This window comes from Mesorhizobium sp. P2_B5 (assembly GCF_056404775.1).
The window spans coordinates 432,420-458,143 of sequence record NZ_JBFUDJ010000002.1; the positions used below are offsets into that span (position 1 = coordinate 432,420).

27 protein-coding genes and 1 other RNA gene are annotated in these 25,724 nt (G+C 63.0%); 11 read left to right on the forward strand and 17 right to left on the reverse strand.

Annotation, left to right across the window (positions count from 1 at the left end):
* Position 1: 1 nt before the first annotated feature.
* The 5 genes from hflC to AC1D1N_RS08630 form a co-directional block, all read right to left on the reverse strand.
* Complete coding sequence (gene hflC, locus AC1D1N_RS08610; RefSeq protein ID WP_436260575.1) at positions 2 to 946, reverse strand: protease modulator HflC; 945 nt, start codon at positions 944 to 946, stop codon at positions 2 to 4.
* The gene (hflK, locus tag AC1D1N_RS08615; RefSeq protein WP_142865338.1) at positions 946 to 2,064 is read right to left on the reverse strand and encodes an FtsH protease activity modulator HflK; all 1,119 of its coding nucleotides are present in this window, start codon (positions 2,062 to 2,064) and stop codon (positions 946 to 948) included. Before hflK ends, hflC begins: the two co-directional genes overlap by 1 nt.
* Before the next feature lie 157 nt (positions 2,065 to 2,221).
* Positions 2,222 to 2,833: a dimethylsulfonioproprionate lyase family protein gene (locus AC1D1N_RS08620; RefSeq protein WP_477347890.1), complete on the reverse strand. Its 612-nt coding sequence runs from the start codon at positions 2,831 to 2,833 to the stop codon at positions 2,222 to 2,224.
* A complete protein-coding gene (locus tag AC1D1N_RS08625; protein WP_477347892.1) occupies positions 2,830 to 3,360 on the reverse strand; it encodes a dihydrofolate reductase in 531 nt (176 codons plus the stop codon). Before AC1D1N_RS08625 ends, AC1D1N_RS08620 begins: the two co-directional genes overlap by 4 nt.
* Positions 3,360 to 4,379, reverse strand: a complete 1,020-nt coding sequence (locus tag AC1D1N_RS08630; protein ID WP_477347894.1) for a DUF4424 domain-containing protein — start codon at positions 4,377 to 4,379, stop codon at positions 3,360 to 3,362. Before AC1D1N_RS08630 ends, AC1D1N_RS08625 begins: the two co-directional genes overlap by 1 nt.
* Before the next feature lie 262 nt (positions 4,380 to 4,641).
* Here AC1D1N_RS08630 and cobF point away from each other — a divergent pair, with 262 nt between their 5' ends.
* Entirely contained in the window at positions 4,642 to 5,412 is a 771-nt protein-coding gene (cobF, locus tag AC1D1N_RS08635) for a precorrin-6A synthase (deacetylating) (RefSeq protein WP_352583986.1), read from the forward strand.
* Between the two features lie 42 nt (positions 5,413 to 5,454).
* Here the strand turns inward: cobF and AC1D1N_RS08640 are convergent, their stop codons facing one another.
* From AC1D1N_RS08640 to modA, 4 genes are all read right to left on the reverse strand, one after another.
* Positions 5,455 to 5,796 carry a winged helix-turn-helix domain-containing protein gene (locus tag AC1D1N_RS08640; RefSeq protein ID WP_203278662.1) on the reverse strand — a complete coding sequence of 114 codons (342 nt, stop codon included), beginning with the start codon at positions 5,794 to 5,796 and terminating at the stop codon, positions 5,455 to 5,457.
* Between the two features lie 69 nt (positions 5,797 to 5,865).
* Complete coding sequence (gene modC / locus AC1D1N_RS08645; protein ID WP_477347897.1) at positions 5,866 to 6,978, reverse strand: molybdenum ABC transporter ATP-binding protein; 1,113 nt, start codon at positions 6,976 to 6,978, stop codon at positions 5,866 to 5,868.
* On the reverse strand, positions 6,975 to 7,679 hold the full coding sequence (gene modB, locus AC1D1N_RS08650; RefSeq protein ID WP_477347899.1) for a molybdate ABC transporter permease subunit: 705 nt from the start codon (positions 7,677 to 7,679) through the stop codon (positions 6,975 to 6,977). Before modB ends, modC begins: the two co-directional genes overlap by 4 nt.
* A 15-nt stretch (positions 7,680 to 7,694) precedes the next feature.
* On the reverse strand, positions 7,695 to 8,489 hold the full coding sequence (gene modA, locus AC1D1N_RS08655) for a molybdate ABC transporter substrate-binding protein (RefSeq protein WP_477347900.1): 795 nt from the start codon (positions 8,487 to 8,489) through the stop codon (positions 7,695 to 7,697).
* A gap of 249 nt (positions 8,490 to 8,738) precedes the next feature.
* On the opposite strand from modA, the gene AC1D1N_RS08660 reads away from it, so the two are divergent.
* The gene (locus AC1D1N_RS08660; RefSeq protein ID WP_436262020.1) at positions 8,739 to 8,888 is read left to right on the forward strand and encodes a hypothetical protein; all 150 of its coding nucleotides are present in this window, start codon (positions 8,739 to 8,741) and stop codon (positions 8,886 to 8,888) included.
* On the opposite strand, the gene AC1D1N_RS08665 is transcribed toward AC1D1N_RS08660, so the two are convergent.
* Together AC1D1N_RS08665 and AC1D1N_RS08670 are read right to left on the reverse strand one after the other, a co-directional pair.
* The gene (locus AC1D1N_RS08665; RefSeq protein WP_477347902.1) at positions 8,846 to 9,640 is read right to left on the reverse strand and encodes a thymidylate synthase; all 795 of its coding nucleotides are present in this window, start codon (positions 9,638 to 9,640) and stop codon (positions 8,846 to 8,848) included. The genes AC1D1N_RS08660 and AC1D1N_RS08665 overlap by 43 nt on opposite strands.
* A 340-nt stretch (positions 9,641 to 9,980) precedes the next feature.
* On the reverse strand, positions 9,981 to 10,292 hold the full coding sequence (locus tag AC1D1N_RS08670; RefSeq protein ID WP_477347903.1) for a DUF2853 family protein: 312 nt from the start codon (positions 10,290 to 10,292) through the stop codon (positions 9,981 to 9,983).
* Between the two features lie 166 nt (positions 10,293 to 10,458).
* On the opposite strand from AC1D1N_RS08670, the gene ssrA reads away from it, so the two are divergent.
* Positions 10,459 to 10,818: a transfer-messenger RNA gene (gene ssrA, locus AC1D1N_RS08675) on the forward strand.
* A 208-nt stretch (positions 10,819 to 11,026) separates the two neighbouring features.
* On the opposite strand, the gene AC1D1N_RS08680 is transcribed toward ssrA, so the two are convergent.
* Positions 11,027 to 12,232: a multidrug effflux MFS transporter gene (locus AC1D1N_RS08680; RefSeq protein ID WP_477347905.1), complete on the reverse strand. Its 1,206-nt coding sequence runs from the start codon at positions 12,230 to 12,232 to the stop codon at positions 11,027 to 11,029.
* Between the two features lie 187 nt (positions 12,233 to 12,419).
* Between AC1D1N_RS08680 and AC1D1N_RS08685 the strand changes: the two genes are divergently transcribed.
* The 4 genes from AC1D1N_RS08685 (at position 12,420) to AC1D1N_RS08700 (ending at position 14,224) form a co-directional block, all read left to right on the forward strand.
* Positions 12,420 to 13,103, forward strand: a complete 684-nt coding sequence (locus AC1D1N_RS08685; protein WP_477347907.1) for a TetR/AcrR family transcriptional regulator — start codon at positions 12,420 to 12,422, stop codon at positions 13,101 to 13,103.
* A gap of 132 nt (positions 13,104 to 13,235) precedes the next feature.
* The gene (locus AC1D1N_RS08690; protein ID WP_477347909.1) at positions 13,236 to 13,781 is read left to right on the forward strand and encodes an SspB family protein; all 546 of its coding nucleotides are present in this window, start codon (positions 13,236 to 13,238) and stop codon (positions 13,779 to 13,781) included.
* Positions 13,782 to 13,794: 13 nt separating this feature from the next.
* Entirely contained in the window at positions 13,795 to 13,989 is a 195-nt protein-coding gene (locus AC1D1N_RS08695) for a DUF4169 family protein (RefSeq protein ID WP_477347911.1), read from the forward strand.
* Between the two features lie 13 nt (positions 13,990 to 14,002).
* Entirely contained in the window at positions 14,003 to 14,224 is a 222-nt protein-coding gene (locus AC1D1N_RS08700; protein ID WP_112560429.1) for a ribbon-helix-helix domain-containing protein, read from the forward strand.
* Between the two features lie 6 nt (positions 14,225 to 14,230).
* Here the strand turns inward: AC1D1N_RS08700 and AC1D1N_RS08705 are convergent, their stop codons facing one another.
* The 3 genes from AC1D1N_RS08705 to AC1D1N_RS08715 all read right to left on the reverse strand — a co-directional run bounded on the left by AC1D1N_RS08705 (position 14,231) and on the right by AC1D1N_RS08715 (position 20,213).
* Entirely contained in the window at positions 14,231 to 18,175 is a 3,945-nt protein-coding gene (locus tag AC1D1N_RS08705) for an AsmA family protein (protein WP_477347913.1), read from the reverse strand.
* A gap of 114 nt (positions 18,176 to 18,289) precedes the next feature.
* On the reverse strand, positions 18,290 to 18,790 hold the full coding sequence (locus AC1D1N_RS08710) for a hypothetical protein (RefSeq protein WP_477347915.1): 501 nt from the start codon (positions 18,788 to 18,790) through the stop codon (positions 18,290 to 18,292).
* Positions 18,791 to 18,794: 4 nt separating this feature from the next.
* Entirely contained in the window at positions 18,795 to 20,213 is a 1,419-nt protein-coding gene (locus tag AC1D1N_RS08715; RefSeq protein WP_477347917.1) for an FAD-binding oxidoreductase, read from the reverse strand.
* Between the two features lie 120 nt (positions 20,214 to 20,333).
* On the opposite strand from AC1D1N_RS08715, the gene AC1D1N_RS08720 reads away from it, so the two are divergent.
* Together AC1D1N_RS08720 and AC1D1N_RS08725 are read left to right on the forward strand one after the other, a co-directional pair.
* A complete protein-coding gene (locus tag AC1D1N_RS08720) occupies positions 20,334 to 20,819 on the forward strand; it encodes a thioesterase family protein (protein WP_112560425.1) in 486 nt (161 codons plus the stop codon).
* A gap of 146 nt (positions 20,820 to 20,965) precedes the next feature.
* A complete protein-coding gene (locus AC1D1N_RS08725) occupies positions 20,966 to 21,163 on the forward strand; it encodes a hypothetical protein (RefSeq protein WP_477347919.1) in 198 nt (65 codons plus the stop codon).
* Positions 21,164 to 21,211: 48 nt separating this feature from the next.
* Here AC1D1N_RS08725 and AC1D1N_RS08730 read toward each other — a convergent pair whose 3' ends face one another.
* Positions 21,212 to 22,123 carry a dienelactone hydrolase family protein gene (locus tag AC1D1N_RS08730; RefSeq protein WP_477347921.1) on the reverse strand — a complete coding sequence of 304 codons (912 nt, stop codon included), beginning with the start codon at positions 22,121 to 22,123 and terminating at the stop codon, positions 21,212 to 21,214.
* A gap of 263 nt (positions 22,124 to 22,386) precedes the next feature.
* Here AC1D1N_RS08730 and AC1D1N_RS08735 point away from each other — a divergent pair, with 263 nt between their 5' ends.
* Both AC1D1N_RS08735 and AC1D1N_RS08740 read left to right on the forward strand, forming a co-directional pair.
* Positions 22,387 to 22,527, forward strand: coding sequence for a hypothetical protein (locus AC1D1N_RS08735; protein ID WP_477347923.1), 141 nt, complete (start codon positions 22,387 to 22,389; stop codon positions 22,525 to 22,527).
* Positions 22,528 to 22,549: 22 nt separating this feature from the next.
* Complete coding sequence (locus tag AC1D1N_RS08740; RefSeq protein ID WP_477347925.1) at positions 22,550 to 22,867, forward strand: hypothetical protein; 318 nt, start codon at positions 22,550 to 22,552, stop codon at positions 22,865 to 22,867.
* Between the two features lie 121 nt (positions 22,868 to 22,988).
* On the opposite strand, the gene AC1D1N_RS08745 is transcribed toward AC1D1N_RS08740, so the two are convergent.
* Positions 22,989 to 25,301 (reverse strand): glucose/quinate/shikimate family membrane-bound PQQ-dependent dehydrogenase, encoded by a 2,313-nt coding sequence (locus AC1D1N_RS08745; protein WP_477347927.1) that lies wholly within the window; start codon positions 25,299 to 25,301, stop codon positions 22,989 to 22,991.
* Positions 25,302 to 25,724 lie beyond the last annotated feature (423 nt).

Sequence of the window (25,724 nt, forward strand, 5' to 3'; positions counted from 1 at the left end):
CCTACTGGGCGGGTGCAGGTTGCGCTGCCGGCGCGGCAGGTGCCGCCGGGGCCGCAGGCTTCGCGTCCGTGCCATCCGGATTGCGGAAGAAGCGGAAGAACTCCGAGTTCGGCGACAGCACCATCGTCGTTCCGGAGTTGTCCAGCGCCGTGCCGTAGGCATTCATCGACCGGTAGAAGTCGAAGAAGGCCGGATCGCGTTTGTAGGCATCGGCGAAGGTCGCGCTGCGCTGGGCCTCGCCCTCACCGCGCAGGATTTCCGATTCCTTGCGCGCTTCGGCGACGATTTCCACCACCTCGCGGTCGGCGCGTGCCGTGATGCGCTGCGCGGCCTCTTTGCCGCGCGCTCTCAGCCTTTCGGCCTCCGCCAGACGTTCGGCCTTCATGCGGTCGAAGGTCTGCTGCGAAACCTCAGCCGTCAGGTCGGTCCGGCGGATGCGCACATCCTCGATCTGCAGGCCGAGCGACGTCGCGTCCGGCCGAAGCTGATCGCGCACTTCGCGCATCATCACGGCCCGCTCTTCCGAGAGCGCCGCTTCGAAGTCGCGCAGACCGTAGACACGGCGCAACGCTGCGTCGAGACGCGTCCTCAGTCGGGCTTCGGCCAGTGCGATCTGACCGGACACGGCGGAGCGGAACACGCGCGGATCCGAGATGCGGTAAGCGATGAAAGCGTCAACCTCGTAGAACTTGCCGCCCGAAACCTGGACGCGGATATTGTCGAGATCGAAGCGCAGCACCCTGTTTTCGATCAATTGCACGCTGTCGGCATCGAAGAAGGCGAAAGGCGCCTTGAAATAGATGCCGGGCTCATTCTTGACATCGACGATCTCACCGAACCGCAGCACGAGCGCCTGCTGGCGCGCGTTGACCACGAAGACCGAGGAGTAGATCAGGAATAGAAGCACGGCCGCGATGACGGCGAGGATGGGAAGACGATTGGCCATCACTGGGTTCCTCCGGTCGTGGCGCCAAGGGGCGCCGGCGCCTTCGGCTGCAGTGCCGGCAGCGGCAAATAGGGGACGACCCCTTGCCCATTGCCCTGTTCGACGATGACCTTGCTGGAGTCTTTCAGGACCTTCTCCATCGTTTCCAGATAAAGGCGCTTGCGCGTCACATCGGGGGCCTTGGCATATTCGTCATAGACCGAGATGAAGCGCTGCGCCTCGCCTTCGGCCTCCTGCACGACACGGTTCTTGTAGGCCGCCGCATCTTCGCGGACCTGTGCCGCCTCGCCGCGCGCCTGGCCGAGCTTCTGGTTGGAATACTGGTTGGCTTGCTCGACGAACTTGTCCTCGTCCTGTTCGGCGCGCTGCACTTCGTCGAACGCGTCCGCCACTTCACGCGGCGGCGCCGCGTCCTCGATCGAAACCGCGTTGACGTTCAGGCCGGCCTTGTAGCCGTCCAGCGTCGTCTGGATGATTTCGCGCACCGATGCGGCGATGCCTTGGCGATCGTCGCGGAAAATGTCCTGGGCGGGTCGCCGGCCGACTGCTTCACGCATGGCGCTTTCAGCGACCTGCTGCAGCATGCCTTCGGGATCGGAGACGTCGAACAGATAGGCCCTTGGATCGGAGACCTGGTAGGCCACCGAGAACTGGACGTTGACGATATTCTGGTCGCCGGTCAGCATCAGCCCGGAAGTGTTGCCGCTCGTCGCGCCCCCACCACCGATATCGACGAGCTGCTCGGCGATGTTGGCCGTCTCGACGGTTTCAACGGGCCACCAATGGAAATGCAGACCCGGCTGCGACAATTCCGGCTTCGGCTTGCCGAAGCGCAACTCGACCGCAACCTCGTCCGGCTGCACGGTATAGACCGCCTTGAACGCCCACAGCACGATCAGCGCCGCCGCGATCAGCGCAAAGACGGCCGGGCTGGCGCCGCCGCCACCGGGCAGCGCGCGCCGCAGCCGGTCCTGGCCGCGGCGGATGATGTCCTCGAGATCGGGAGGTGACCCTTGCGGGCCGCCAGGCCCCTTTGGTCCCTGCCCCCAGGGTCCCTGATTGCCGCCGCCGCCGCCCCATGGGCCGCCGCCGCCACCGCTCTTGTCGTTCCAGGGCATGAAAGTCCTTTCGCTTGGAATTCCCTCAGCGCCGGCCTTGCGGCGCAAAATCCAGTTGTTCTTCTATAGGGACGCCGCGATGCGCTTTCAACGCGATCCGACACTGCACCGTCCGATTTGGGCCGCTGCAAGCAGCAAATTCCAATAAGTTGCTCTATCAATGCGGCGTATTGTCGAGGGGCAGGCACCAAATGGCAAAAAGCGGCTTGGCATCCGCGCGCATGGCATGAACGATGTCAGGTGGATTGTAGACGACCCCGCCGACCCCGGGTTCATGCCACGCCTCGGCTTTTTGCCGCCACTCACCCTGCGACAGGACCAGGTAAAGCTCTTCCGGCGGATGCCGATGATCTGGATATGTCGTGTGCGGCGCCATGACCGACACTCCGATCTCGATTTGACCGCTCGGGACGAAACCGCCCGGGCCGACAATGAAGGAATCGGCGTAATTCTCGGCCAGCACCGCCGACTTGCGACGCTCGCTTTGATTGTTCCAGCTGAGATGCGGCTCGATCTCGCGCAGCGCGGCGGCGAGCTTGCCGAGATTGCCGCCGATCGTTTCAAGCTCGGCAAAGCATGCCGGAAGGTGGCGACAAGCCGGCTGGCGCTGGGGTCGCTCACCGCTTGCCCGCGGCGCCTCAAGCGCGGTGTTGCCGAAGATCCGCTGGTGCGCAGCTTCACGCGCGGGTTCATTTCCCATACGCGAGCGTATCTCCGCGCTCAGTAAATCCATGAAGGCACCGAGCGGCTGATGCTTGTTATCCGTCATAAGGACACCTGTGTCATTGGTCGGCTGCGCTCGTAAACCGTGTAGCGCGTCGCGTGGCTGTCCTTTTCACCCGCCGGAAAATCCTCCGAACGCACAATTCGCCAGCTGCCCGGATCGATGTCAGGGAAATGCGCATCACCGTCGACCTTGGCCAGCACATGAGTGACATGCAGGCGGTCGGCAAGCGGCAGCGCCTGCGCATAGATCTCGCCGCCGCCGATGACACAGATTTCGTCGACACCGCTCATGCAACGCCCACGCACCGTGGCCAGCTGGATTGCGGCTTCCAGCGAATTTGCAGTTTCAACGCCCTCGGCGCGCCAGGCCTTGTCGCGGGTCACCACAATGTTCAATCTGCCCGGCAGCGGCCGGCCGATGCCCTCATAGGTCTTACGGCCCATGATGACGGGCTTGCCCATAGTGTCGGCCTTGAACCGCTTGAGATCGGTGGACAGCCGCCACGGAAGGCCGCCGTCGCGCCCGATCACGCCGTTCTCGGCGATGGCGACATAGATCGCGACGTCCATCAGTTGGCTTCCCCGGCGCCGTCATCCGACGGCTCCAAAAGCAATATGTCGATGTCGCGCTCGGGATAGAAATCCTGCGCCGTCGTCTCGAAGGTCGTCGGCCCGACCTTTTTTACATTGTCGCCGCAGAACGAGATCAGCGCTTTCGGATTGCCCTTGTCGACGGTCAACTTGAACTTGCCGATGCTGCCGTTCGCCCAGTTTCCACCGGTGGTCAGGATATAGGCGATGCGTTTCTCGTAAAATTTGGGATAACCGTCCGGATCGTCCTTGGCCGCCTTGCTCAGCGCATTCTCGAAATTGTTGTCCATGCAGTAGCGGGTCTTGTAGGCAGCATACTGGCTACCCTGGAACTTGCCGTCATAGAAGAAACTGACCGATGACGTCCCGCCGACGCTGGGCTTGTAGCGGTGCGAGACATGGACATCCTTGTTGGCCGGAAATGTCGAGCGCCACCAATAGGTCGAGCGCAACTGCCACCACGGTGTATAGACCTTGTTCGCCTCAGTACCGTCGCTGCCCGTATCCTCGATGATGATGCCGCGGTTCTCCCAATCCTCGGCGACCGCTTTCGGCAGCTTCGCCAGGGCCGCCTTGGCCGCATCGCCGAATGGATTGAACGGCACGTTCTGCGCCTTCAGATCGGCGCCGATATCGATGCCGACAGCGAACACTTTCTGCTCGAGCTGCGGCTTTACCGGCGCGCCATCGATCGTCACCTCGAAGCCGAGGAAATTGTCGCTCTGGTTTTCCGGGATGGCCGGCATTTCCTCCGGATCACCTTCGATGTCGGGCAACGGGAAGGCGACGATGGCATTTACATCCTTGTCGGTGTTGTTGTGGAAAACATAGTCGACCGTCACCTTTTCCGGCGAGATGGTGAGATTCTCGCTTTGCATCGCCACCGCATCGCTGCGCGACAGGATCAGGCCACCGGTGCCGAGTTCGGCGGTCGAATCATTGGCCAGTGCGGGCGTGGCTGAAAGCGCCAGCGCTACAGTCAGAACATATCGCAACATCGAAGCCCCTCGCCAGGAATGCCCGAGACCCTAGAGCATGATGCCGAAAAGTGTGAAGCGGTTTTCGGACGACATCATGCTCTATCCATTAAATTAGAGGCGGATTCAGACTTCAGGTCGGACAGACCTGAAGTCATCCGGCTCTACCGTTTCAATGTGGCGTTTCAAACGCCCTTCCGTCTCCCAGCAGGACGTCACAGTGTCTGGACACGCCAATCGGCGGTCTGGACTAACAGGTTTCGATCGGGCAGGAGTTCGCGTCATGCGCAAGCTTCTTGTCATCGGCATCGGCGCCGGCAATCCCGATCATATGACCGTGCAGGCGATTGATGGCCTGAACCGGGCGGACGTCCTGTTTATTCCCGACAAGGGCGCGAAAAAGAACGATCTTGCCGAACTGCGCCGGCATATCTGCGACCGTTTCGTCAAAAACCCGAAATCACGCCGCGTCGAATTCGACGTGCCGGTGCGCGCCGAGCCGGCGCCGTCCTACCGCTCGACCGTCGACGACTGGCACGAGGCAATCGCCGAAATCTACGAAGGCCTGATCCGCGACGAGCTTGCCGAGAACGGCTGCGGCGCTTTCCTGATCTGGGGCGACCCTTCTCTCTACGACAGCGCGCTGCGTATCCTCGAGCGGGTGCGGCTCAGAGGCAATGTCGGGTTCGAGTTGGAGGTCATTCCCGGAATCACTGCCGTCCAGGCGCTCGCCGCCAGCCACAAGATGGCGCTGAACCGTATCGGCGACCCCGTGCTGATCACCACCGGCCGCCGCCTGACCGAGCAAGGCATGCCGCAAAATGCCGGCAGTGCGGTGGTCATGCTCGACGGCAAATGCGCCTTCAACACGCTGGCCGACAAGGATCTGATCATCCATTGGGGCGCCTATCTCGGCACACCCGACGAAATCACTCTCTCCGGCCGCCTAGGTGATGTCGGCGAGGAGATTGAGAAAATCCGTGAACAAGCCCGCCGGAAGAAGGGCTGGATCATGGACACCTATCTGCTGCGCAAGGCAGGAGAAGACGATTAAGCCTACTGCCCTACTGCCCTACTGCCCTACTGCCCTACTGCCCTATCCAGCATCAATCTCCGCCTGCAACGCCGCCATATGCGTGGCCGCCGCTGCGGCCGCCGCCCGCTCGATGGCTCGGAAGCGGCTGACCACCGCCAGGCCGACCGAGGTCAGCTGCGCGCCGCCGCCCTTGCGGCCGCCGGTCTGCGCTGCGACCAGCGGCTTGCCGAACACGCGGTTCATGTCCTCGACCAGATCCCAGGCGTGCTTGTAGGACATCTCCATGCCGCGCGCCGCGGCCGAGATCGAGCCGAAGGTGGCGATCTGCTCCAAAAGCTCGATCTTGCCCGGACCGATGCGCCCGTCCGGATCGAGATTTATCCGCAAGCTCAGCGACGGCATGTCGTGTCCTCCACGGTCACATTAGCCTCTCTCGACCCACAGCGCTATTCCAAAACGATATAGCGGCTATCAGCCATCCGCTTCGGCCGGCAGCCCGGCGCCGGTATTGGCCCTGTCGAAGCTCACCGTCTTGACCACCGCGAACACCTTGCTCCCCAACTGGAGGCTCAGCGCGTGTCGCGACTGCTCGGTGATGCGGGCAAGCACGGTTGCGCCGTTGCAGTCGATGCCAACCTCGACCGTTGGCCCCTCACCTGGACTTACCGCGACGATGATGCCCGGCAGGATGTTGAGCGCGCTGAGGCCCGTCGGCTGTTCTGTGGCGACCATCACGTCGCGGGCGCGGATGCGAATGCGCACCGGCGCACCGACCGATATAGCCAGCCGTGGCACGCGGATTTCGCCCGCCGCCGAACCGAGCACGCTCATGCCGAACGCCTCGTCGTGGCGCAGCACTTTGGTGTCCAGCACCGCGCCGCCCTCGCCGCGCTCTTCCGCCGGCAACAAATCGAGCCGTTGCATGATCGCGCCGGTCGGGCCTGAGGCAGCGACCTTGCCTTGCGCCATCACCACCACGTCGCTCGCCAGCCGCGCCACCTCGGCGACGGAGTGGCTGACATAGACGATCGGCAGCTTGGTCTCGTCGCGCAGCCGCTCGATATAGGGCAGGATTTCAGCCTTGCGCGCATCGTCGAGCGAGGCCAGCGGCTCGTCCATCAACAGCAGCTTCGGGCTGGCCAGCAGCGCCCGGCCGATCGCTACCCGCTGCTTCTCGCCGCCGGAAAGCTTTGCCGGCCGCCGATCAAGCAGGTGGCCGATGCCAAGCAGGTCGACCACAGCGTCCATATTGGCATAGCGCTCCGCCGCCGGCGTAAACCAGCGGCCATAGCGCAAATTGCCGACCACGCTCATATGCGGGAACAGCCGCGCATCCTGGAACACCATGCCGATGCGGCGCTTGTGCTTCGGCACGAAAATGCCGGCGCTGGTGTCGACGAGCACCCGGCCATCGACGGCGATGCGACCCTTACCCGGCCGGATCAGCCCGGCGATCATGTTGATCAGCGTCGTCTTGCCGGAGCCCGAGGGCCCGAACAGCGCCGTCAGCCGCCCGGCACTTTCGAAGCGCGCGTCGATGGCGAACTCGCCGAGACGATGGCTGATGTCGACAAGGACGCTCATTCGATGTCCATCCGCCGGCCAACGCGCCGCGCCAGCACTTCCGAGGCGACCAGGGCCGCCATCGAAATGACGATGGAGATCAGCGTCAGCCGCAGCGCCCCGTCATCGCCGCCCGGCACTTGCGTAAAAGTGTAGATCGCCGAAGGCAGCGTCTGCGTCTCGTTGGGAATGTTGGAGACGAAGGTGATGGTGGCGCCGAACTCGCCCATCGCCTTGGCGAAGGACAGGATCGAGCCGGCGATCAGCCCGGGCAGGATCAGCGGCAGCGTGATCGTGGCGAACACAAATAGCGGATTCGCGCCGAGCGTGCCTGCGGCGGCTTCCATCTTGCGGTCGACGGCCTCGATCGACAGCCGGATCGCCCGCACCATCAGGGGGAAGCCCATGATGCCGCAGGCGAGAGCCGCGCCCGTCCAGCGAAACGAGAAGACGATGCCGAAATGCTCAGCCAGGAATGCACCGGCCGGCCCGCGACGACCGAAGGTGAGCAGCAAGAGATAGCCGGTCACCACTGGCGGCAGGATCAGCGGCAGATGCACCACGCCGTTGAGCAGCGTCTTGCCCCAGAATTTTCCGCGGGCAAGCAAGAGCGCAATCGCGATGCCCGGTGGCAGGCTGAATAGCATCGCCACCGCCGCCACCTTGATCGACAGCCGGACCGCATTCCATTCGTCGGGAGTGAGGTCCAGCAGCCAGTTCATGCGTCAGGCGCTACCTTAATTGCTCGGCGTGAGCACGGTGAAACCTTGATCCCTAAACAGCTCCGCCGCCTTGGCGGACTGCAGGCACTTCAGGAAGGCCGGCGTATCCTTGTCCTTTGAATCAGCGATCTGGGCAACCGGATAGATGATCGGCGGATGCGAATCCTCCGGGAAGGTGCCGACCACCTTGACGCCCTTGTCGGCATGCGCATCGGTCGCATAGACGATGCCGAGCGGTGCTTCACCCATCGAAACCAGCTTCAATGCGGCGCGCACATTCTCGGCCTGCGCCACCTTGCCTTCCACCGACGACCAGACGCCAAGCGATTCAAGTGCCGCCTTGCCGTATTTGCCGGCCGGCACCGCCTTGAAGTCGCCCATGGCGAGCTTGCCGTCGCCGACCAGTTTGGCGAGGTCAAAGCCCTTCTCGATCTTGGTTTCAACCATCGAATCCTTCGGCGCCACCAGCACGATCTGGTTGCCGAGCAGCTTCACCTCGGTGTCCGGCTTGGTCAGTTTCTTGTCGGAAAGATATTTCATCCAGTCGAGATCGGCCGAGATGAAGACATCGGCCGGCGCCCCGCCCTCAATCTGCTTGGCCAGTGCGGAGCTCGCGGCGTAGGAGACAGTCGCGGCCTCGCCGACATCGGCTTCGCAGACCTTGTTCACCGCATCGAGCCCGTCCTTGAGGCTGGCCGCGGCAAACACGATCACCTTGCCTTCCGCATGCGCGGCCGGTACCGCGGCCATCAGCGCCGCGGCAAAACCGCCAACGGCGATTCCCCTCAATCCGAAACCTTTGCGCGTCATCGAAACTCTCCCTGGGTTTGAAATCCGTCCAGCTCGGCGCCTGCCGATCGATATATCCGGATGAATATAACAAGGGAAGGCCGCCAGCCGTCGAAAGCGTCTATTCGGCATCGATTGTTATGACGGGAACAGAACCTGGCAAAGGAAGTCCCATGAAAATCAGCGCACGCAACATCCTCAAGTGAACGGTCACCGAGATCGTCTAGGCATGTCCGCATCGACGTCGGCGGCTCGGTCGTCACCGCTTCGATCACCAACGAGGCCGTCGCCGATCTCAAGCTCGAAAAGGGCAAGCAGGCCTATGCCGTGATCAAGGCACGGATGTCATGGTCGGTATCGACTGAAGGAACGGCGGATCAGACCGCGATCGGCGCCTTGATCGTGGCGTCAGCAAAATAGTTCTCCAGCCGGAAATCCTCGAAGCGGAAGGCGAACAGGTCCTTCACCTCCGGGTTGATCCACAGCGTCGGCAGCGCCTTGGGCGTGCGCCGCAATTGCTCGCGCGCCTGCTCGAAATGGTTGGAATAGAGATGCGCGTCGCCCAGCGTGTGGACGAAATCGCCAGGTTTCAGCCCGGTGACCTGCGCCACCATCAGGGTCAGCAGCGCATAGGAGGCGATGTTGAAGGGCACGCCGAGAAAAATGTCGGCCGAGCGCTGGTAGAGCTGGCAGGAGAGCTTGCCTTCCGACACGTAGAACTGGAACAGGCAATGGCAAGGCGGCAAGGCCATGGCCTCGACCTCGGCCGGATTCCACGCTGAAACGATCAGCCGGCGCGAATTCGGATTCTTGCGTATCTCCTTGAGAAGATTGGCAATCTGGTCGATCGATCCGCCATGGCCATCCGGCCAGGAGCGCCATTGTTTGCCATAGACCGGGCCGAGATCGCCATTCTCGTCGGCCCACTCGTCCCAGATCGAAACGCCGTGGTCCTTGAGGTATTTGATGTTGGTGTCGCCGGCCAGGAACCACAGGAGTTCATGGATGATCGACTTCAAATGCAGCTTCTTGGTCGTGGTGACGGGAAAGCCGCGCGCTAGGTCGAAGCGCATCTGGTAGCCGAACACCCCACGCGTGCCGGTGCCGGTGCGGTCGCCGCGATCGGCGCCATTGTCCAGGACATGCTGCAAAAGGTCGAGATATTGGCGCATCGGCTTCGCCTCGATTCGGGGTTTAGCAATGATAGCCGACTGGCGGGCGGGCGAACATATCAAAAGGGACCAGAACGCGGCTTGCTCCCATCACTCTTTCAACGGGTGGCGCTGCCCCTCACCTGCCTGCCGGCATCCTCTCCCCGTATAGTGACGGGGAGAGGGGCGCTGTCGCCGATGGTTTCGCCAATCACAAGCGTTCACGAAAGAGTGCCAAGACTGCGGTCAGCCCTTTCTCCCCGTCACTATACGGGGAGAAATGCCCGGCAGGGCAATGAGGGGCGGCGCTGACGTCCAGTGAGGAGCAAATCAAACGCGCTCTGCCTGTCAGAGATAATCTCTACAAAGAACCCAGCTTGCCCAGATCCCTGGCGACGAGATAGTAAAAGGTCACGCGGCTCTTGGTGTTGTCGGCAGCCATCGCCTTGCAGGTCTTTTCGATGGACGCATCCGCCTTGGTGCCGTCGGCGACGCCGAGCTTCTTGGCGACCCAGTTGGTCTTCACGCGCTCGAGTTCCTTGGGGTCGGTGCAGGATACCAGCGAGGAATCGCGGTTCCTGAGCGCAATGCCCAGATGCTTGACGATCTTTTCGACCGCATCGGCGCTGGCGCCGGCGTCGTATTTCTTCACATCCGCAAGATAGTCGGCCATCAGACTTCCCCTCGTCGGCGCCACGGATCCGGTCGATGAGGGCTGTGGCGCGCTACGCAACCTGTGCGCTAGGTCGATACTCCTCACCGGCGCAAAGCTTCGGTTGAGACCGTGTCCAAGTCAACCCTCGGCGTCACAGTTTGGCTCTGGGAAGAAGCGCTATTGCGGCCTTTCATTTCGTGCGACGACCCCCTATATTCGTTTTGTCGGCTTGACCGACTATGGCGATAAATGGGCGATGAAATAAGCCGTTCGGACCCGGGGGCGGTACCCGGCGCCTCCACCAAAAGCCGCTTTGACGACGAAGCGGTTTTTGCTGGGGGCGAAATAGGATCGACGAAGGTGTAAAGATCGTACTTTTGCCCGGCATTGTACCACCGTCATCGGGCTAAACTTATAGTTGCCAACGACAACTATGCGGAAGCTCGTCTCGCTGCTTAATGCAGTGCGAACGCTTCAAATCAAGCCCTAGAGGTTCGCACTTCTAGGCGGGGTTCGGAGGTACCTGGCAACAGAAACCTCCACTTCTCCCTCCCTAGACATGCGCCCAAGCGCAGCCGCCTAACGTACCTACCATTCGCTGGTCGGCGTCTACGACGAATTGGGATATGAGTAGCTCGACCTGCCGCGGGCGCCGGTCGAAACACGGCCCGAGTTCGCGCTGACTGAGGCCGGATTATCCCAGACATGAAAAAGGCCGGGCTGATCCGGCCTTTTCATTGAGTGTCGTCTGTTTACTCCGCCGGTGCTTCCACCGCTTCGCGCGTGCGGCCGAGCGTCAGCTTGGCCAGCGTGAAGGAGATCACGGCGCACAGCGTAATGCCGGCCACCATCGGCAGCGGCGTGCCGTCGAAGAAGATGCCGGCGACCCCCATGGCCAGCGCGCCGATGGCAAAGTGCAGCGTGCCCATCAGCGCCGAGGCCGTGCCGGCGATCTCGCCATGCTCTTCCATGGCCAGCACCGACGTGGTCGGGATGACGAGGCCGAGGAAGCCGTAGCCGACGAACAGCAGCGCCGCCATCACATCGAGCCGGTCAACGCCGGTCGCCATGACAGCGAACAACACCACCATGGTCGTGGCGTAACCGGTCACCGCAACCCAGACGACGCGCTTCAGCCCAAACCGTTCCGACAGCATCCCGGTCAGCTGCGACATACCGATGAAAGCCACCGCATTGATCGAGAAGAACACGCTGTAGACCGAAGGCGACAGCCCGTAATGGTCGATCAGGATGAAGGACGAGCTCGATAGGTAAACGAAGAAGCTGGCAATGCCGAAGCCGGCGATCGCCACCAGGCCGAGGAAATTGCGGTCACCCATCAGGAAGCGATAGCCGGCAAGTGCGGTTCCGAAGGACGACCCGACGCGTTCTTCCGCCGGCCGCGTCTCCTTGAGCGAGGTCGCCAAAAGAATGGTCGCCAGCAGGGCCGCGCCCGTCACCGTCCAGAACACGGCGCGCCAACCAAAGTTCTCGATGATCTGGCTGCCGGTCAGCGGCGCCAGGATCGGCGACACCGAAAACACCAGCATCAGCAAGGACATCAGCTTGGCGGCTTCAGTGCCGGTGTGCAGGTCGCGCACGATGGCGCGCGGCACCGCCATGCCGGCGCTGGCGCCGAGGCCTTGCAGGAAGCGAAAGGCGATCAGCCATTCGATGGTCGGCGCCATTGCCGAACCGATGCCGCCGACCATGAACAGCGCCAAGCCGCCATAGAGCGGCAGCTTGCGGCCAACCATGTCGGAGATCGGCCCGACGACGATCTGGCCAAAGCCCATCGACAGGAAGAAAATCAGCAGGCTCATCTGCACGGCGGCGGTGCCGGCATGCAAATCCTCGCCGATCGAAGGCAGCGCGGGCAGATACATGTCGATGGCGAAAGGGCCGATGGCGGACAACAAGCCGAGCACGACCGCGATGCGGAGGAATTTGGGACTCATGATAAAGGCTTCTTTCGAATCTGGTTGCCGCCGGCAAGCGACGTCTAACCCCAGGACGTTCCATCCCGTGGAAATCCGACATCCCGGGGCGAATTCATTCGTCCCCTTGGGGTAGATTTCCGTTTTCCTATGTCCACAAATTTAGACAGTCTTGTCTAATTCGTCAATCACCTCTATATATATTTTTATGAAGCCTGCCGTTTCTCCTGACATTTTCCCGCCACGCGGCCACGAGGCCAAGCGTATGTCGATCATCGATGCGGCGGCCTCGGTCTTTTGCCGCGAAGGCTTTGCCGGCGCCAATATCGACCTGATCGCGGCGGAGGCCGGTGTCTCGCGCCAGACCATTTACAATCACCACCGCGACAAGGAAAAGCTTTTCATGGCCGTGGTGCGCGACCTGACCGAGCGCTGCAATGCCGGCATCTTCGTCACCTTCGCCAGCTTCCCCGACCAGCCCAAGGATCTCGAAGTCGATTTGATCGGCTTCGCCGTGCGCATGAACCAGAATTGCATCTGCAATCGCGACGGACGCTTCCTACGCAAGCTGATCCAGACCGAAGGCGAGCGCTATCCCGAACTGTTCGCCGAATGGCGCGACCAGGGTCCGGGGCGGACCTGGCCCGCACTTGCCGCCCGTTTCGCCCGCCTCGCCCATGCCGGCCACCTCGCGGTCGACGACCCCGACGTCGCCGCGCGCCAGTTCCTGGCGCTGGCCAACGCCGAACTGCAGACCACCTTCATGCTTGGCGGCATGCCGTCGGAAGATGAAGTGCTGCAATCCGCCACTCACGGCGTACGCACCTTCCTTCGCGCCTTCGGCAAGCGCCGATCAGCGGCAGCGGTGGAAAAGCAGTTGGCCAGCGCCTGAACGAATCAAATCCAGCGATCAAATCGTCATTGATGGGCCTCGCTTCGGCGCACCAGCGATCTATATCCGGTTTACGCCGCCCTCAAGCTTGATTACAGCTATGCGGACGATTCAACGGAACCCGACCAGAACATGGCCGACGACCACATCCGCTACGACATTCTGGCCCAGGAGGCATTGCGCGGCGTCATGCGCAAGGTGCTGGCCGAAGTCGCGCGCACCGGCCTTCCCGGCAATCATCATTTCTTCATCACTTTTTTGACCGGCGCGCCGGGCGTGCGCGTGTCGTCCAGGCTGCGCGAGCGCTATCCCGAACAGATGACCATCGTCATCCAGTTCCAGTATTGGGACCTCAAGGTGACCGACACCGGCTTCGAGGTCGGCCTGTCCTTCTCCGACGTTCCGGAGAAACTCGAAATCCCGTTCTCGGCCGTGCGCGGCTTCTACGATCCGTCGGTCAATTTCGAACTCGAATTCGACGTCAAGACCGACATTCCCTCGGAAGACGAAGCGCCGGCCCAGCCGGCCCCAGAGCCCTTGGCCATCGTCTCCGAGAAAAAACCAAAGGCCGAGAAGAAGGCGGCTGCGACCGAAGCCGAGAAGAAGCCCGCTGTGGCAGAGGCGGCCGCCGGCAAGGGCGCCGACGTCGTGTCGCTCGACGCCTTCCGCAAGAAGTAGCGGACAGCGCGACATGGGCGAAATCGTCAACCTTCGCCAGGTCCGCAAGCAGAAGGCACGCGCCGAAAAGGAAAAGCTCGCCGGCGAGAATCGCTCTCTGCACGGCCGTTCCAAAGCCGAAAAAGCCCGCGACCGGCTGACATCGGACAAAGCCGAAAAATTCGTTGCCGGCCATCGACGCGAACGCCCTGAAGATCAAGGCGATTGATGGACAGCCTGAGGTGAGCCCGGTCGAAAAACGCTCCGTGACGATCCGCGGCCACCGCACCAGCTATTCGCTCGAAAAACCTTTTTACGACGATCTCGTCGCCATCGCCGCGGCGCGCAAGCTGACGCTCGCCGCGCTGGTCGCCGAAATCGACGAGACAAGGCCGCGCGACGCCAATTTGTCCTCGGCGCTCCGGCTGCATGTGCTGGACTGGGCGAAGCGCGGGATGCGCTGAACTGGGCTAATTGCCCAGCGACTTCAGCAGATTGTCGACCGAGAATGGATTTGTCTTCTTGGGCTTCGGTGGCGCCGGGGCAGAACCGTCATTGACGCCGGGCAGTGAGCGGTCGACCTTCGGCGCCTGCTCCTGAGCCTTGCGTTCGGCCTCCAGCCTGGCCTTTTCCTGCGAAGCAATCCGCATTGCTTGCTCAGCCTTCTTCCGTTCGGCTTCGGCCTTGGCGGCGTCTTCGGCTGCCTGCCGCTCGGCCTGCACCTTCGCTTCGGCGTCTGCCTTGGCCTTGGCGTCGGCTTCCGCCTGCGCTTTCGCATCGGCATCGGCCTTTGCTTCCGCATCCGCCTTGGCCTTGGCATCCGCTTCGGCCTGCGCTTTTGCGTCGGCTTCAGCTTTCGCCCTGGCGTCGGCCTCGGCTTTCAGCCGGGCCGCTTCTTCCTGCTTGCGCAATTCTTCAGCCGCGTTGTCACGTTCGGTCTGTAGCGCAGCGTAATAGCGCACTTCGCGCCGCAGCCGCTGCTTCTCGAGCAGTGCAGCCTGCATCGCCTCGACCCGCTGCTGCTCTTTTTCCAGCGCGCGCTGCGTCAAAAACTGCGCCAGCGGCTCGCTGTCGAACAGCTTCTTCATCGCGCCGAACGGCCCGTCGACGCTGAAATTGACCGAGGGATCCGACCCGACCAGCGCCTGGTCGCCAGGCTTGTAGGTGATCGTACCCCTGGCGGCAACGGTGCTGGTGTTCAGGTCCGCCGTGATGTCGGCGGACAATGCCGCGCCAGCGTTTTCCAGCTTGACCGGCGGCGCCCTGAGCGTACCGCCGGCAACCGTAAAGGCGATGTCGGTATCACCGGCGGCAAAATTGCCGTCGCCGGCAATGTCAGGCGCAAAGCCCGCGGTCTTGGCCACGTCGATGTCGCGCCCGATCGTATCGGCCTTGGCGATCAAGGCGCCGAAGGCATCGGGATTGACACCGGCAATGGTCAGGCCTTTCAGCGCCGCCGTGCCGGAGCCGGAGAGTGCGGCAATCATCGCGTCGACCGATTTGCCGCTGGTTGACAGGCCAGTCGAGAAATCGCCACTGCCGCTCAGGCCAGCATTGGGCAGCACAGTCGTGAGATCAGCGCCGGCAAGCCTCATCTGACCGGAGAACAGCCCATTGCCGTCAGTGTTCTTCAATTCGAACAGACCGGTGAGTGCGCCGCCGAGCAGCTTTGCCTTCAGGTCCGAAACGCGGATGCCTTCCTGGTCGAGTTTTAGCGACAGCGAAGCGTCATACGCTGTCGCCAGCGGTCCGACGGCAAGTGTGGCTGTCGTTAAATCCAGGTCGGCGGTGAACGGCAGGCTGGACTTCTGGCTGAACGGCGCCGTCGGCCAGTTGCCGTTGCTGGCGATGAAGGATTGGTCGCCGAACAGCGCCACCGCCATCGGGTCGAGGTCGAGTTCGTCGAGCGCCAGCGCACCGGCAAGGTGCGGCAGTCCCTGCTTCACGTCGAGATTGATGTCACCGGACACCGCCGCTTCGTTGATGGACCCGCTGAGGCTGCTCAACACCAGAAGGCCACTGCCGAAATCGGCATCCGCGCTGAGCGAGGTCGATGTGCCGGTGCCCATGCCCGGCAGGCCGACGCCGGTGGTCATCAGCCAGGGCTCGATATCGGAGGCATCGAGGCCGATCTTGCCCTTGACGGTGGCGCCTTGTGGGCTTTCGGCGACGGTGCCGTCGAACGTCGCCTTGAAATCATCGGCGGCGAGGTTGAAGCTGGTCGCCAGACCGCCGCCAAGCGTGCCTTTCGCCGAGATGTCGGTACTTGCCTGGCCGAGCATACCGAGCGGCAGCGCCGGCATTCCGTAGAGCGCCAGCAGCGCGGTGGCGTCTGGGTTTTTGGCATTGAAGGTCAGCGTCACCGGCGCGTCGAGCAGCCGGCCGACAGCACCCTTGCCCGACAGCGACGCCGAAAAGGCCGAACCACCGGCCTTGCCTTGCCCGCTCACCGCCAGCCCTGTCGTGCCGTCACCATTATCGGCGGCACTTGCCACCAGATCGACGCGCGCGTCCTGGAACAGCTCGGGATAGGCAGAAGTGCGGCTTGCCAGCCCCTTCAGCACATCATTGTTGGGATAGTGTTGCGCCGCGATGTCGATCAGCGGCTTCAGATCGACGGCGACCACCGAGGCGTCGAGCTTGCCGGTCGGGCTGGCCGGGAAATCCTTGATCCGGCCGGTGGCGCTGATCGACGCGCCGGCAAGGCCGCCAATCGACAGCCGGTCGATTTCGAGCAGCCCGTCGCGCAGCCTGAGCGCGGTATCGACCGTGTCGGCGGTCAGCCCGCCGGCACTGACCGGCCCAGCCTTGATCTGGAAATCGAGGTCGCGGTCGGAAAAGCGGTTGGCGCCCTTGTCGCTGACGAAGATCGAGGCGAACGCCGTCAGCCCGTCGACATCGAGCTCGCCGCCCGTGAGCCGCATCAGCACTGACGGCTTTGCGTCGTCGGGCTGGCTGGAATCGATGCGGCCGGAAAACTTTGCCTTGCCGAGGATCAGTTCGAGATCGCTGAACGCCTGTCGCCTCTCCGACAGGTCGACCTTGGCCTTGAAGCCGGCGGCCGGCAGGCGGCGGATCGCCTCGTCGACATCCTTCGACAGCCAGGCGGCAAAGCCGGAAGGCTGCGCCACCGCCAGAAGCATGGAACCGGTGAAGCCGAAATGGTCTTGCACGCTAAGCATGCCGCTGGCTTCCAGCGTGGTGCGCCCGGGCAAGGTCGCAGCCATCGACTTCACCGACCAGCCACCCTCGACCGGCTCGGCCGAGAGATGCACGTCGCGCACCGTGGTGTCGCCGGCCACCACCGCAGGCAGCTTGACCTCGACGGTGCCGGGAATGGTCGGCTTCGGCAGGTCGAGCAGCGCCCGCTCGATCCCGGCAATGCGCTGGTCCAGTGTCAGGCCGGCGCCCTTTTCAGCGCCCACCGCCTCATCCAGTTGCACCTGTGCGCCATTGGCCTCGATGGCAAAGTTCGGCTTCAGCCCGAGATCGACCGAAGCCTTGCCGTCGGCGGTATAGGGATTGTCGAGCGGCCCGGTCTCGAAACGGAATTCGTCGACGCCGAGTTTCTGGTGGTCGAGCGAGAACTTGCCGTTCAGCCGAAACCCCGGATCGGGCTTGCCGGCGCTGACCTTGACGCTCTCGCCATCGGTGCCGCGCAGCGCAGCTGAATTCTTGTCGTTACCGGAAATCTTGAACTGGCCGGAGTAGACGGCGGCCCCGTTGACGATGCCGGCATTGCCGTCGGTTTCGACGACCAGCGGATAGGCATCCGGATCGACCTTGAGCCTCAGCCGCAACTGGCCATTGCCCTCGGCCTTCCCCGTCGAGGCGACAACTGTCGAGCGCAGGCCGTCGAGCCGCAACGTCCCGTCCATGCGCCACGGCCCTGCCAGCGACTTGGCAGAGATAGTCGAATTGATCTGAGAAATCAGATGGCTGCGACCGCCGGCGGCATGGCGGAGCGCAATCTCTCCCTCCGTCACCGTCAGCTTCTCGATCGAGATCTGGTTGACGTCGAAAGGCGAGGACGGCCGCATCGCCCAGTCGACCGTGCCGTCATCGGCAATGTCGATCGTCGCCTTGGGGTGTACGAGCCGCATGTCGAAGATCAGCACTTCGCCGCGCAGGAAGGGCGCCAGTTCCGCATCCATCGAAAACGTCTCGACGGTCATTGCCGGCTGGCCGCCGGGGCCGCCGGCGACCGTGACGTTGGAGAACGTCACCGAGGGGAACGGCAACAGCCTTGCCGTGGCGTCGCCCTGCACCGTCACCTTGCGGCCGAGAATGGCGCTCGCCTCGCGTTCGAACTCGGCGCGGTAGCCGGTCCAGTCGATAAAATACGGCACCACCAGCGCCGCAAGCAGCACCAGCACGAACAAGCCACCGAAGATTACGAACAGGCGTGCGAGCATCAGCTCCGAACGGGTTGATTGAAAGCCAACCGCACTCTACCCGCATCAGCGTGTCGATAAAGAGGCAATTCATCTGGCAGACACTTTGCGGTTGGCCCATCTCGGTGCGCCCGATCACCGAAATCCGGCCGCCTCCATCAGCGTCGGCAGGACCGCCCCCTGATGAAGGCTGACCGAAAAGCTCCTTGCAATGAATTCCAGCGTCGAATCCTGGAACGTCAGGATGAAATGCCGGTAAGCGGAAAACAGTTCCGGCGTGTGGGACGAGTGAACCCGATTTGCCTTTTCCAGGGACGCGATCCAGGACGAATTGAGGACTTCGAACGCGGAATAAGGCTGCAACCCCAGCCTATAGAGACGGTGCCCGCTGATGGCTTCGTCGTTCGGCGGGCCGAATTGAAATGCCAGATAAGGGTCTGCCGTCAGGATTGCGATCGACTGGCTTTCTGTCGCGGGCGAAACCGAGCGCGGATTGGTGCCGTCGAATGACGGATCTGGTCTGTGGGCAATGTAGGCAACGAACAGCCTACCTTCATCGGCAAAGACATGAGGCGAAGGCGCGCCGGCGGACGACGGCGGCACGTCGATCAGCAGCAGGGTCTCGCTTGTGGCCATTCCACTATTTCCCCACCCCCGGCAGTATCTTGCCCGGGTTCATGATATCTTGCGGATCGAGCGCTTTTTTGATCGAACGCATGATATCGACGCCATGGCCGAGCTCATGGCGCAGGAAGCCGATCTTGCCCTGGCCGATGCCGTGTTCGCCGGTGCAGGTGCCGTCCATGGCGATCGCCCGCATGTTGAGCCGCGAGACGAATTTCTCCGCCAGCGCGATCTCCTTGGGGTCGTTGACATCCATCAGCACCAGCACGTGGAAATTGCCGTCGCCGGCATGCCCGACGATCGGCGCTACCAAGCCCATCTCGGCAATGTCGGCCTCGGTTTCGGCAACGCATTCGGCCAGCCGCGAGATCGGCACGCAGACATCGGTCGACAGCCCCTTGGTGCCGGGCCGCAAGGTCAGCGATGCCCAATAGGCGTCGTGCCTGGCCTTCCACAATTTCGTCCGTTCCTCGGCGACGCTGGTCCACAGAAACGGCCCGCCGCCATTGTCTTCGGCGATGGCACCAAAAGTTTCGGCCTGCTCGGCAACACCGGCATCGCTGCCGTGGAATTCGACGAACAGGCACGGGCTCTCGGGATAATCGAGCTTGGAATAATTCTTCATCGCTCGCATCTGCAGCGCATTGACCAGTTCGATGCGCGCCACCGGGATGCCCATCTGGATCGTCGCGATGACCGCGTTGCAGGCCGCCTCGAGGCTCGGAAATGGGCACACCCCGCCGGAGATCGCCTGCGGAATGCCTTGCAGCTTCAAGGTCAGCGACGTGATGATGCCGAGCGTGCCTTCCGAGCCGACCAAAAGCCGCGTCAGGTCGTAGCCGGCAGAGCTCTTCTTCGCCCGCTTGCCGGTGGTCACCGTCTCGCCATCGGCCATCACGGCTGTCAGCGACAAGACATTCTCGCGCATGGTGCCGTAACGCACCGCATTGGTGCCCGAGGCCCGTGTCGCCGCCATGCCACCCAGCGAAGCATTGGCGCCGGGATCGATCGGAAAGAACAGGCCGGTGTCGCGCAGATGACGATTGAGGTCCTCGCGCGTCACGCCGGGCTCGACCGAGCAGTCGAGATCCTGCGGGTTGACCGCCAGGATGCGGTTCATGCGCGAGGTGTCGACCGAGATGCCGCCCCCCGGCGCGTTGGTGTGGCCCTCAAGCGAGGAACCGACACCGAAGGCGATGACAGGAACGCGGTGCGCGGCGCAGGCGCGCACGATCTCCTGCACCTCTTCTGTCGTCTCCGGGAAAGCGACACCGTCAGGCGCCTGCGTCGGGATATAGGTGGTGGTATGCGCGTGCTGTGAACGAATCGCCGCGCCGGTCTGAAAACGTTCGCCGAGCTGCTGCTTGAGGATGCCGAGCACCGCGGCGATGCCTTCCTCGTTGCGTTCGACCGGGTTGAGGTCGCTCAGAGCCATGAATTCCTCCGCGAATGGACCAGCGTCCACGCTTGTTATGCGATTATGGATGCGTAGTCTCACCTACCGCGGCCTGTCCAGCACCAGAACTCGGTCCAGCACCAGAACAAGGAAGTTCCAATGTCCATCCCTGCCCCCTACGTCTCCAAGCCGATGGACATCGAGAAGGACTGGATCGACTATAACGGCCACCTCAACATGGCCTACTACAACGTGCTGTTCGACCGCTGCTCGGATGAAGCCTTTGCGGCAATGGGCATGGGGCTGGACTATGTCAAGGAGCGGCGCCTCACCATCTACACGGCCGAGGTGCATGTCTGCTACGTCCAGGAGCTGCATCTGGAGCACAAGGTCGTCGTCTCGTTCCAGTTGATCGACCATGACGACAAGCGGCTCAGGGCCTATCAGGAAATCCGCCATGTCGACGGCTGGCTCGCCGCCACCTCCGAAACCCTGTCGCTGCATGTCGACATGTCCGGGCCGAAGGTCGCGCCCTTCCCCGCCGACGTGCAGGCCAAGGTGGAAGCCATGCGCGCCGCCCATTCGGCGCTGCCGATGCCCGAGCGCGCCGGCCGTTCGATCGGTATTCGCCGCAAGACCGCTTGAAGCGCTTCCGTGCCCGCGTTAACCTTACCGAGCTTTTAACGTTAACAAACCATTTGAGCCATTGAACGACTCAGCGGACCGTTTGAGAACGGGTCGATCCGAGTTGCGATGCGGGCGGCGGGGCACAGGCGGTTCGAGGAACGTGCATGAAAACCGACATCAAGGTCGAAGCGGACAGGCTGGCTGCCGATCCGCGCATCACCGACTATGATTTCTGGCGCTCGTTGAAGAACGTCAACAACGAGATCTTCCACATCGCCAACAGCAACGAACCGATCCCGTTCGACATGATTCGCTGGCGCGCCATCCTGAAGCAGGCGCGTATGAAACGCGGCCACGCCTGACGTCGGCCTGCACTGCCCTCATTGCCCCGCCGGGCGTTGACCGGTCTACTAAGCCAGCTTCTCCTTCAGGAAAGCGATCGTCCTGCCCCAGGCCAGATCAGCTGCGTTCTTGTCGTAGCGCGCGGCCGATGTGTCGTTGTTGAAGGCATGGTTGACGCCGTCATACACATAGACGGTGTATTCGACATGCGCCGCGTCGAGCGCCTTCTTGTAGGCATCGATGCCGGCGTCGATGCGCTCGTCGAGCCCGGCATAGTGCAGCAACAGCGCCGCCTTGATCTTAGCCGCATCCTCGGCCTTCGGCTGCATGCCGTAATAGGCGACGCCGGCCGCGAGATCCGGCGCGTTGACGGCCAAACCGTTGACCGCGCCGCCGCCCCAGCAGAAGCCGACGGCGCCGACCTTGCCGTTGCCGTCCTTCTCGGCCTTGAGATAGGCGATGGTCGCCACACCGTCAGCAGCTACTTGCTTGGCGTCGAGCTTGGTGAACATGTCGCGCGCCTTGTCTTCATCAGCGGGCGTACCGCCGAGCGGCGACAGGAAATCCGGCGCCAGCGCCACGAAACCTTCAAGCGCCACCCGACGCGCCACATCCTTGATATGCGGATTGAGGCCCCTGTTCTCATGCACCACGATGACCGTGCCGAGCTTGCCCGACTGGTTCGCCGGCTTGACCAGATAGCCCTTCATCTCGCCGCTGCTGCCGGGATAGGTGATATCCTCAGCCTTCACCCGCGGATCATTGTCGGCGACGATTGCCGCCTGCGCCGAATTCGCGGCCAGCAGCGGCGCGATCGCGGCGGCTGCGGCGCCCGATCCGGCGAGCCTGGTCAGCTGTTCCATGAAGCGGCGGCGGTCGAGCGTCAGATGCGTGTATTCGTCATAGGCATCGATCATCGCCTGGCTAATGGCAGGAGTCGTGATGGCAGGCTTGGTGGCTTCGGCGGCGGCTTTCGTCATGGCGTGCTCCTCGCTAGGAGATGACCTCACGGTCACTCCGGGATGACCTTGCGGGTCAAGATAGGGTGCAAGCTCGCACGGTCCAGTCACGGGTGAGTGACGGTTTCGCCACTAGGCCGCCGGTTGGCACGAGACAGCGTCGACAACCGCGCGGCCATCACATTTTGGTCATTTCAGAGAATGTTGATGGTGCCGCCACAATATCAGGGGAAGTTGATTGTGGCTTCGCTCGTTGCGGCAGCCACACGAGAAGGAACAACGCCATGACCTTGTCCACTCCGATCCTTTTAAGCGCGCTCGTGGTTGCCTCAACCGCCTTGCTGGCCCTGCGCTCCGCCGCGTCGGAAGCAGCCAAGCGGATGGTGAAGGTCCGGGTCGACCGGCGCCGTTCGAAAACCCGCTGACTGACAGCCGAGGGGAAATACTATGGACGCCCAGAGCATCGTGACCATCGTCTCGCAGAAAGCCGGCCTCGATTCGGCGGTGACCGAAAAAGTCGTCCGCACCATTTTTTCGGTGCTCGAGCATGAAGCCGAAGGCACCAGCATCTCCAGCTTCTTCGCCAAGATCCCCGGCGCCGATGCGCTGGCCCAGAAATACGACGTCACGGCTGCCGGCACCAGCAGCGGCGGCGGTTTGCTGTCGTCACTGCAAGGCGCGCTTGGCGGCGTGCTCGGTGAAAAGACCGGTGCGCTGATCAACGGTGTCGCCGCACTCAAAGCCTCCGGCCTCGACATGGCGTAGATCCAGAAGGCCGGCACCACGCTGATCCAGCAGGCCGAAGCCGCGGCGGGACCGCAGCTGACCAATAAAATGCTGGACTCAGTGCCTAGCCTGAAGGGCCATCTGGGACTTTGAGCGAAGGCTACTTCGGTAGCGTATACGCCATCACATAATCGCCCGGCTTGGTGCCGACCGAGCCATGGCCGCCGGCGACGATGACGACGAACTGGCGGCCGTCGGCGACGGTGTAGGTCATCGGCGTCGATTGCCCGCCGGCCGGCAGCCTGGCCTGCCAGAGCTGGTTGCCCGACGTCACATCATAGGCGCGCAGATAGTCGTCGACGGCCGCACCCAGGAAGGCAACGCCGCCGGCAGTGATCATCGGTCCGCCAATGCCGGGCACGCCGACCTTCAGCGGCAGCGGCAGCGGTGTCATGTCGTAGACGGTGCCGTTGCGGTGCTTGTAGGCGATCTTGCCGGTTCTGAGATCGGCGCCTGCGACATAGCCCCATGGCGGCGCCTGGCATGGCACGCCGAGTGGCGACAGGAACGGCCCCATCACCACTGCATATGGCGCGCCTTCATTGCGGTTGAGCCCCTGTTCGCTGCCGCGACCTTCATCCGGCGGTGGCACCTGGTCGCGCGGAATGAGCTGCGATTTGAAGGCGAGATAGGTCGGCATGCCGAACATCACCTGCCGCACCGGGTCGACGGCGACGCCGCCCCAATTGAAGGTGCCGAAATTGCCGGGATAGATCAGCGCCCCCTGCACGGAAGGCGGTGTATAGCGGCCCTCATAGCGCAAGCCCTGGAATTCGATCCGGCAGGCCAGCTGGTCGAACATGGTGATGCCCCACATGTCGGCGCCGGTCAGCGGCTTCGGGTTAAAGGACAGATCCGAAACCGGCTGCGTCGGCGAGGTGTGATCACCCTCGACGGCGCCGCCTGGCGCCGGCACTTCCTTGACCGGGATTATCGGTTCGCCGCTGCGCCTGTCGAGCACATAGAGGTCGCCCTGTTTGGTTGGCCCGACCAGCGCCGGCACCAGGCCGGCAGCCGTGGTGATGTCGATCAGCGTCGGCTGCGCCGGCACGTCCATGTCCCAGAGGTCGTGATGCACGGTCTGGCGCACCCAGCGCAATTGTCCGGTGGCAAGATCGAGCGCGGTGATCGAGGAAGAGAACTTCTCGACATTGGCGCTGCGCCCCGCGCCGAGCTGGTCCGGCGTCTGGTTGCCGAGCGGCACGTAGAGAAGGCCGAGCTTCTCGTCGGCGCTCGGTGTCGACCACATGTTGGGTGAGTTGTGGGTGTAGGTCTGGCCCGCCGCTAGCGGTGTCGTCTGGTCCGGATTACCGGAATCCCAGTTCCATACAAGCGCGCCGGTGTCGACATCGAAGGCGCGGATGACGCCGGACGGTTCCTCGGTCGAATAATTGTCGTTGACCGCGCCGCCGACGATGATCTTGCCGCCTGATATCAGCGGCGCCGATGTCGAATAGTAGTAGCCCGACTTCGGGTACGGCATGTTGGTCAACAGGTTCAGCGTGCCGGCTTCGGCAAACGACGGGCAGACCTGGCCATTGGCGGCATCAAGCGCGATCAGCCGCGCGTCCGAGGTCGGCAGATAGACGCGTGTCGCGCAGGGCTGGCCTGCGGCGATCTTGGCATCGGCGTAATAGGACACGCCACGGCAGGTCTGGTGCTGGCGGTCCTTGTCGAGCTTGATCTTGGGGTCGAAGCGCCATTTCTCCTTGCCGGTCGCGGCATCGATGGCGATGGCGAAATTGTGCGGCGTGCAGATGTAGAGCGCATCGCCCACCTTGAGCGGCGTTACCTGATAGGTGGTTTCGCCGATGTCATCCGGACCCTTGACGTCACCGGTTTGGTAGGTCCAGGCCGGCTGCAATTTGGCGACATTGTCCGGCGTGATCTGGTCGAGCGGCGAATAGCGCTGACCATAGGGCGTGCGGCCATAGAAGTGCCACTCGCCCGGAGGCACATTGCCACCGAGATCCGCGGTCGGCGTCACCTTGTCGGCGCTGAGCTCGCCGGCGATGTCCTTGGGATCGGCGGTCATCGAATAGCCGGCCACTGCGAGCGATGCGAGCACCGCCAGGATGAGCGGCGCACGCGCGTCGGGGCCGGTGAGGCCCTGCCTTGCCCACGGCGTCAGCAGCCACAGCGCCAGAAGCACGATGACGCCGCCGCGCGGGCCGAGTTCCCACCAGTCGAAGCCGATTTCCCACACCGCCCAGGCAAGCGTGCAGAGCACGATCGCAGCGTAGAGCCACAGCGCCGTCGATTTGCGCCGGAAAAGCAGCCAGGCGGTTATCAGGAAGGCGAGCCCGGTGATGACATAATACCAGCTGCCGCCCAGCATCACGAGCCGGACGCCGCCGCCGCCAAGTGCCAGGCCGATGAGGAACAGGATGAGGGAGGTGATGACCACAGCCAAGACGATACTCCTTCGACTGTTACGCTTTGCGGCGCCTCTCAGGCAGCCGTCCCTGCCCTGTCGTCAGCTTTCTCCCGCAGGCCGCGTGTGTCAAGCTTGGCCTGCCAGCATAGGGTGAGAACAAGGCGGTCCCTTTGACCGCCTTTCGCGACGGCTTAACGGTGCAGCACATCCATGAGATTTTGACCGGTCGCGCGCTGGACATGCGCAGCGACCATCTCGGTCGGCACTGGGCGATCGGGTCGCCCTTGGCGGCCTCTATATCTGCGACCTTCATTCCAGCACTCGACCTCTTCCACCATGATCCATGGCGCGGCGCGGGATGCCGTCTATGTCGCCGACAAGGTCGGCGAGCGTATGCGGGCAGCAGCCAGGTAGGCCGGGCGAAAGGTTTTGCACAGGCTGTCGGGCGCTGGGGCGATA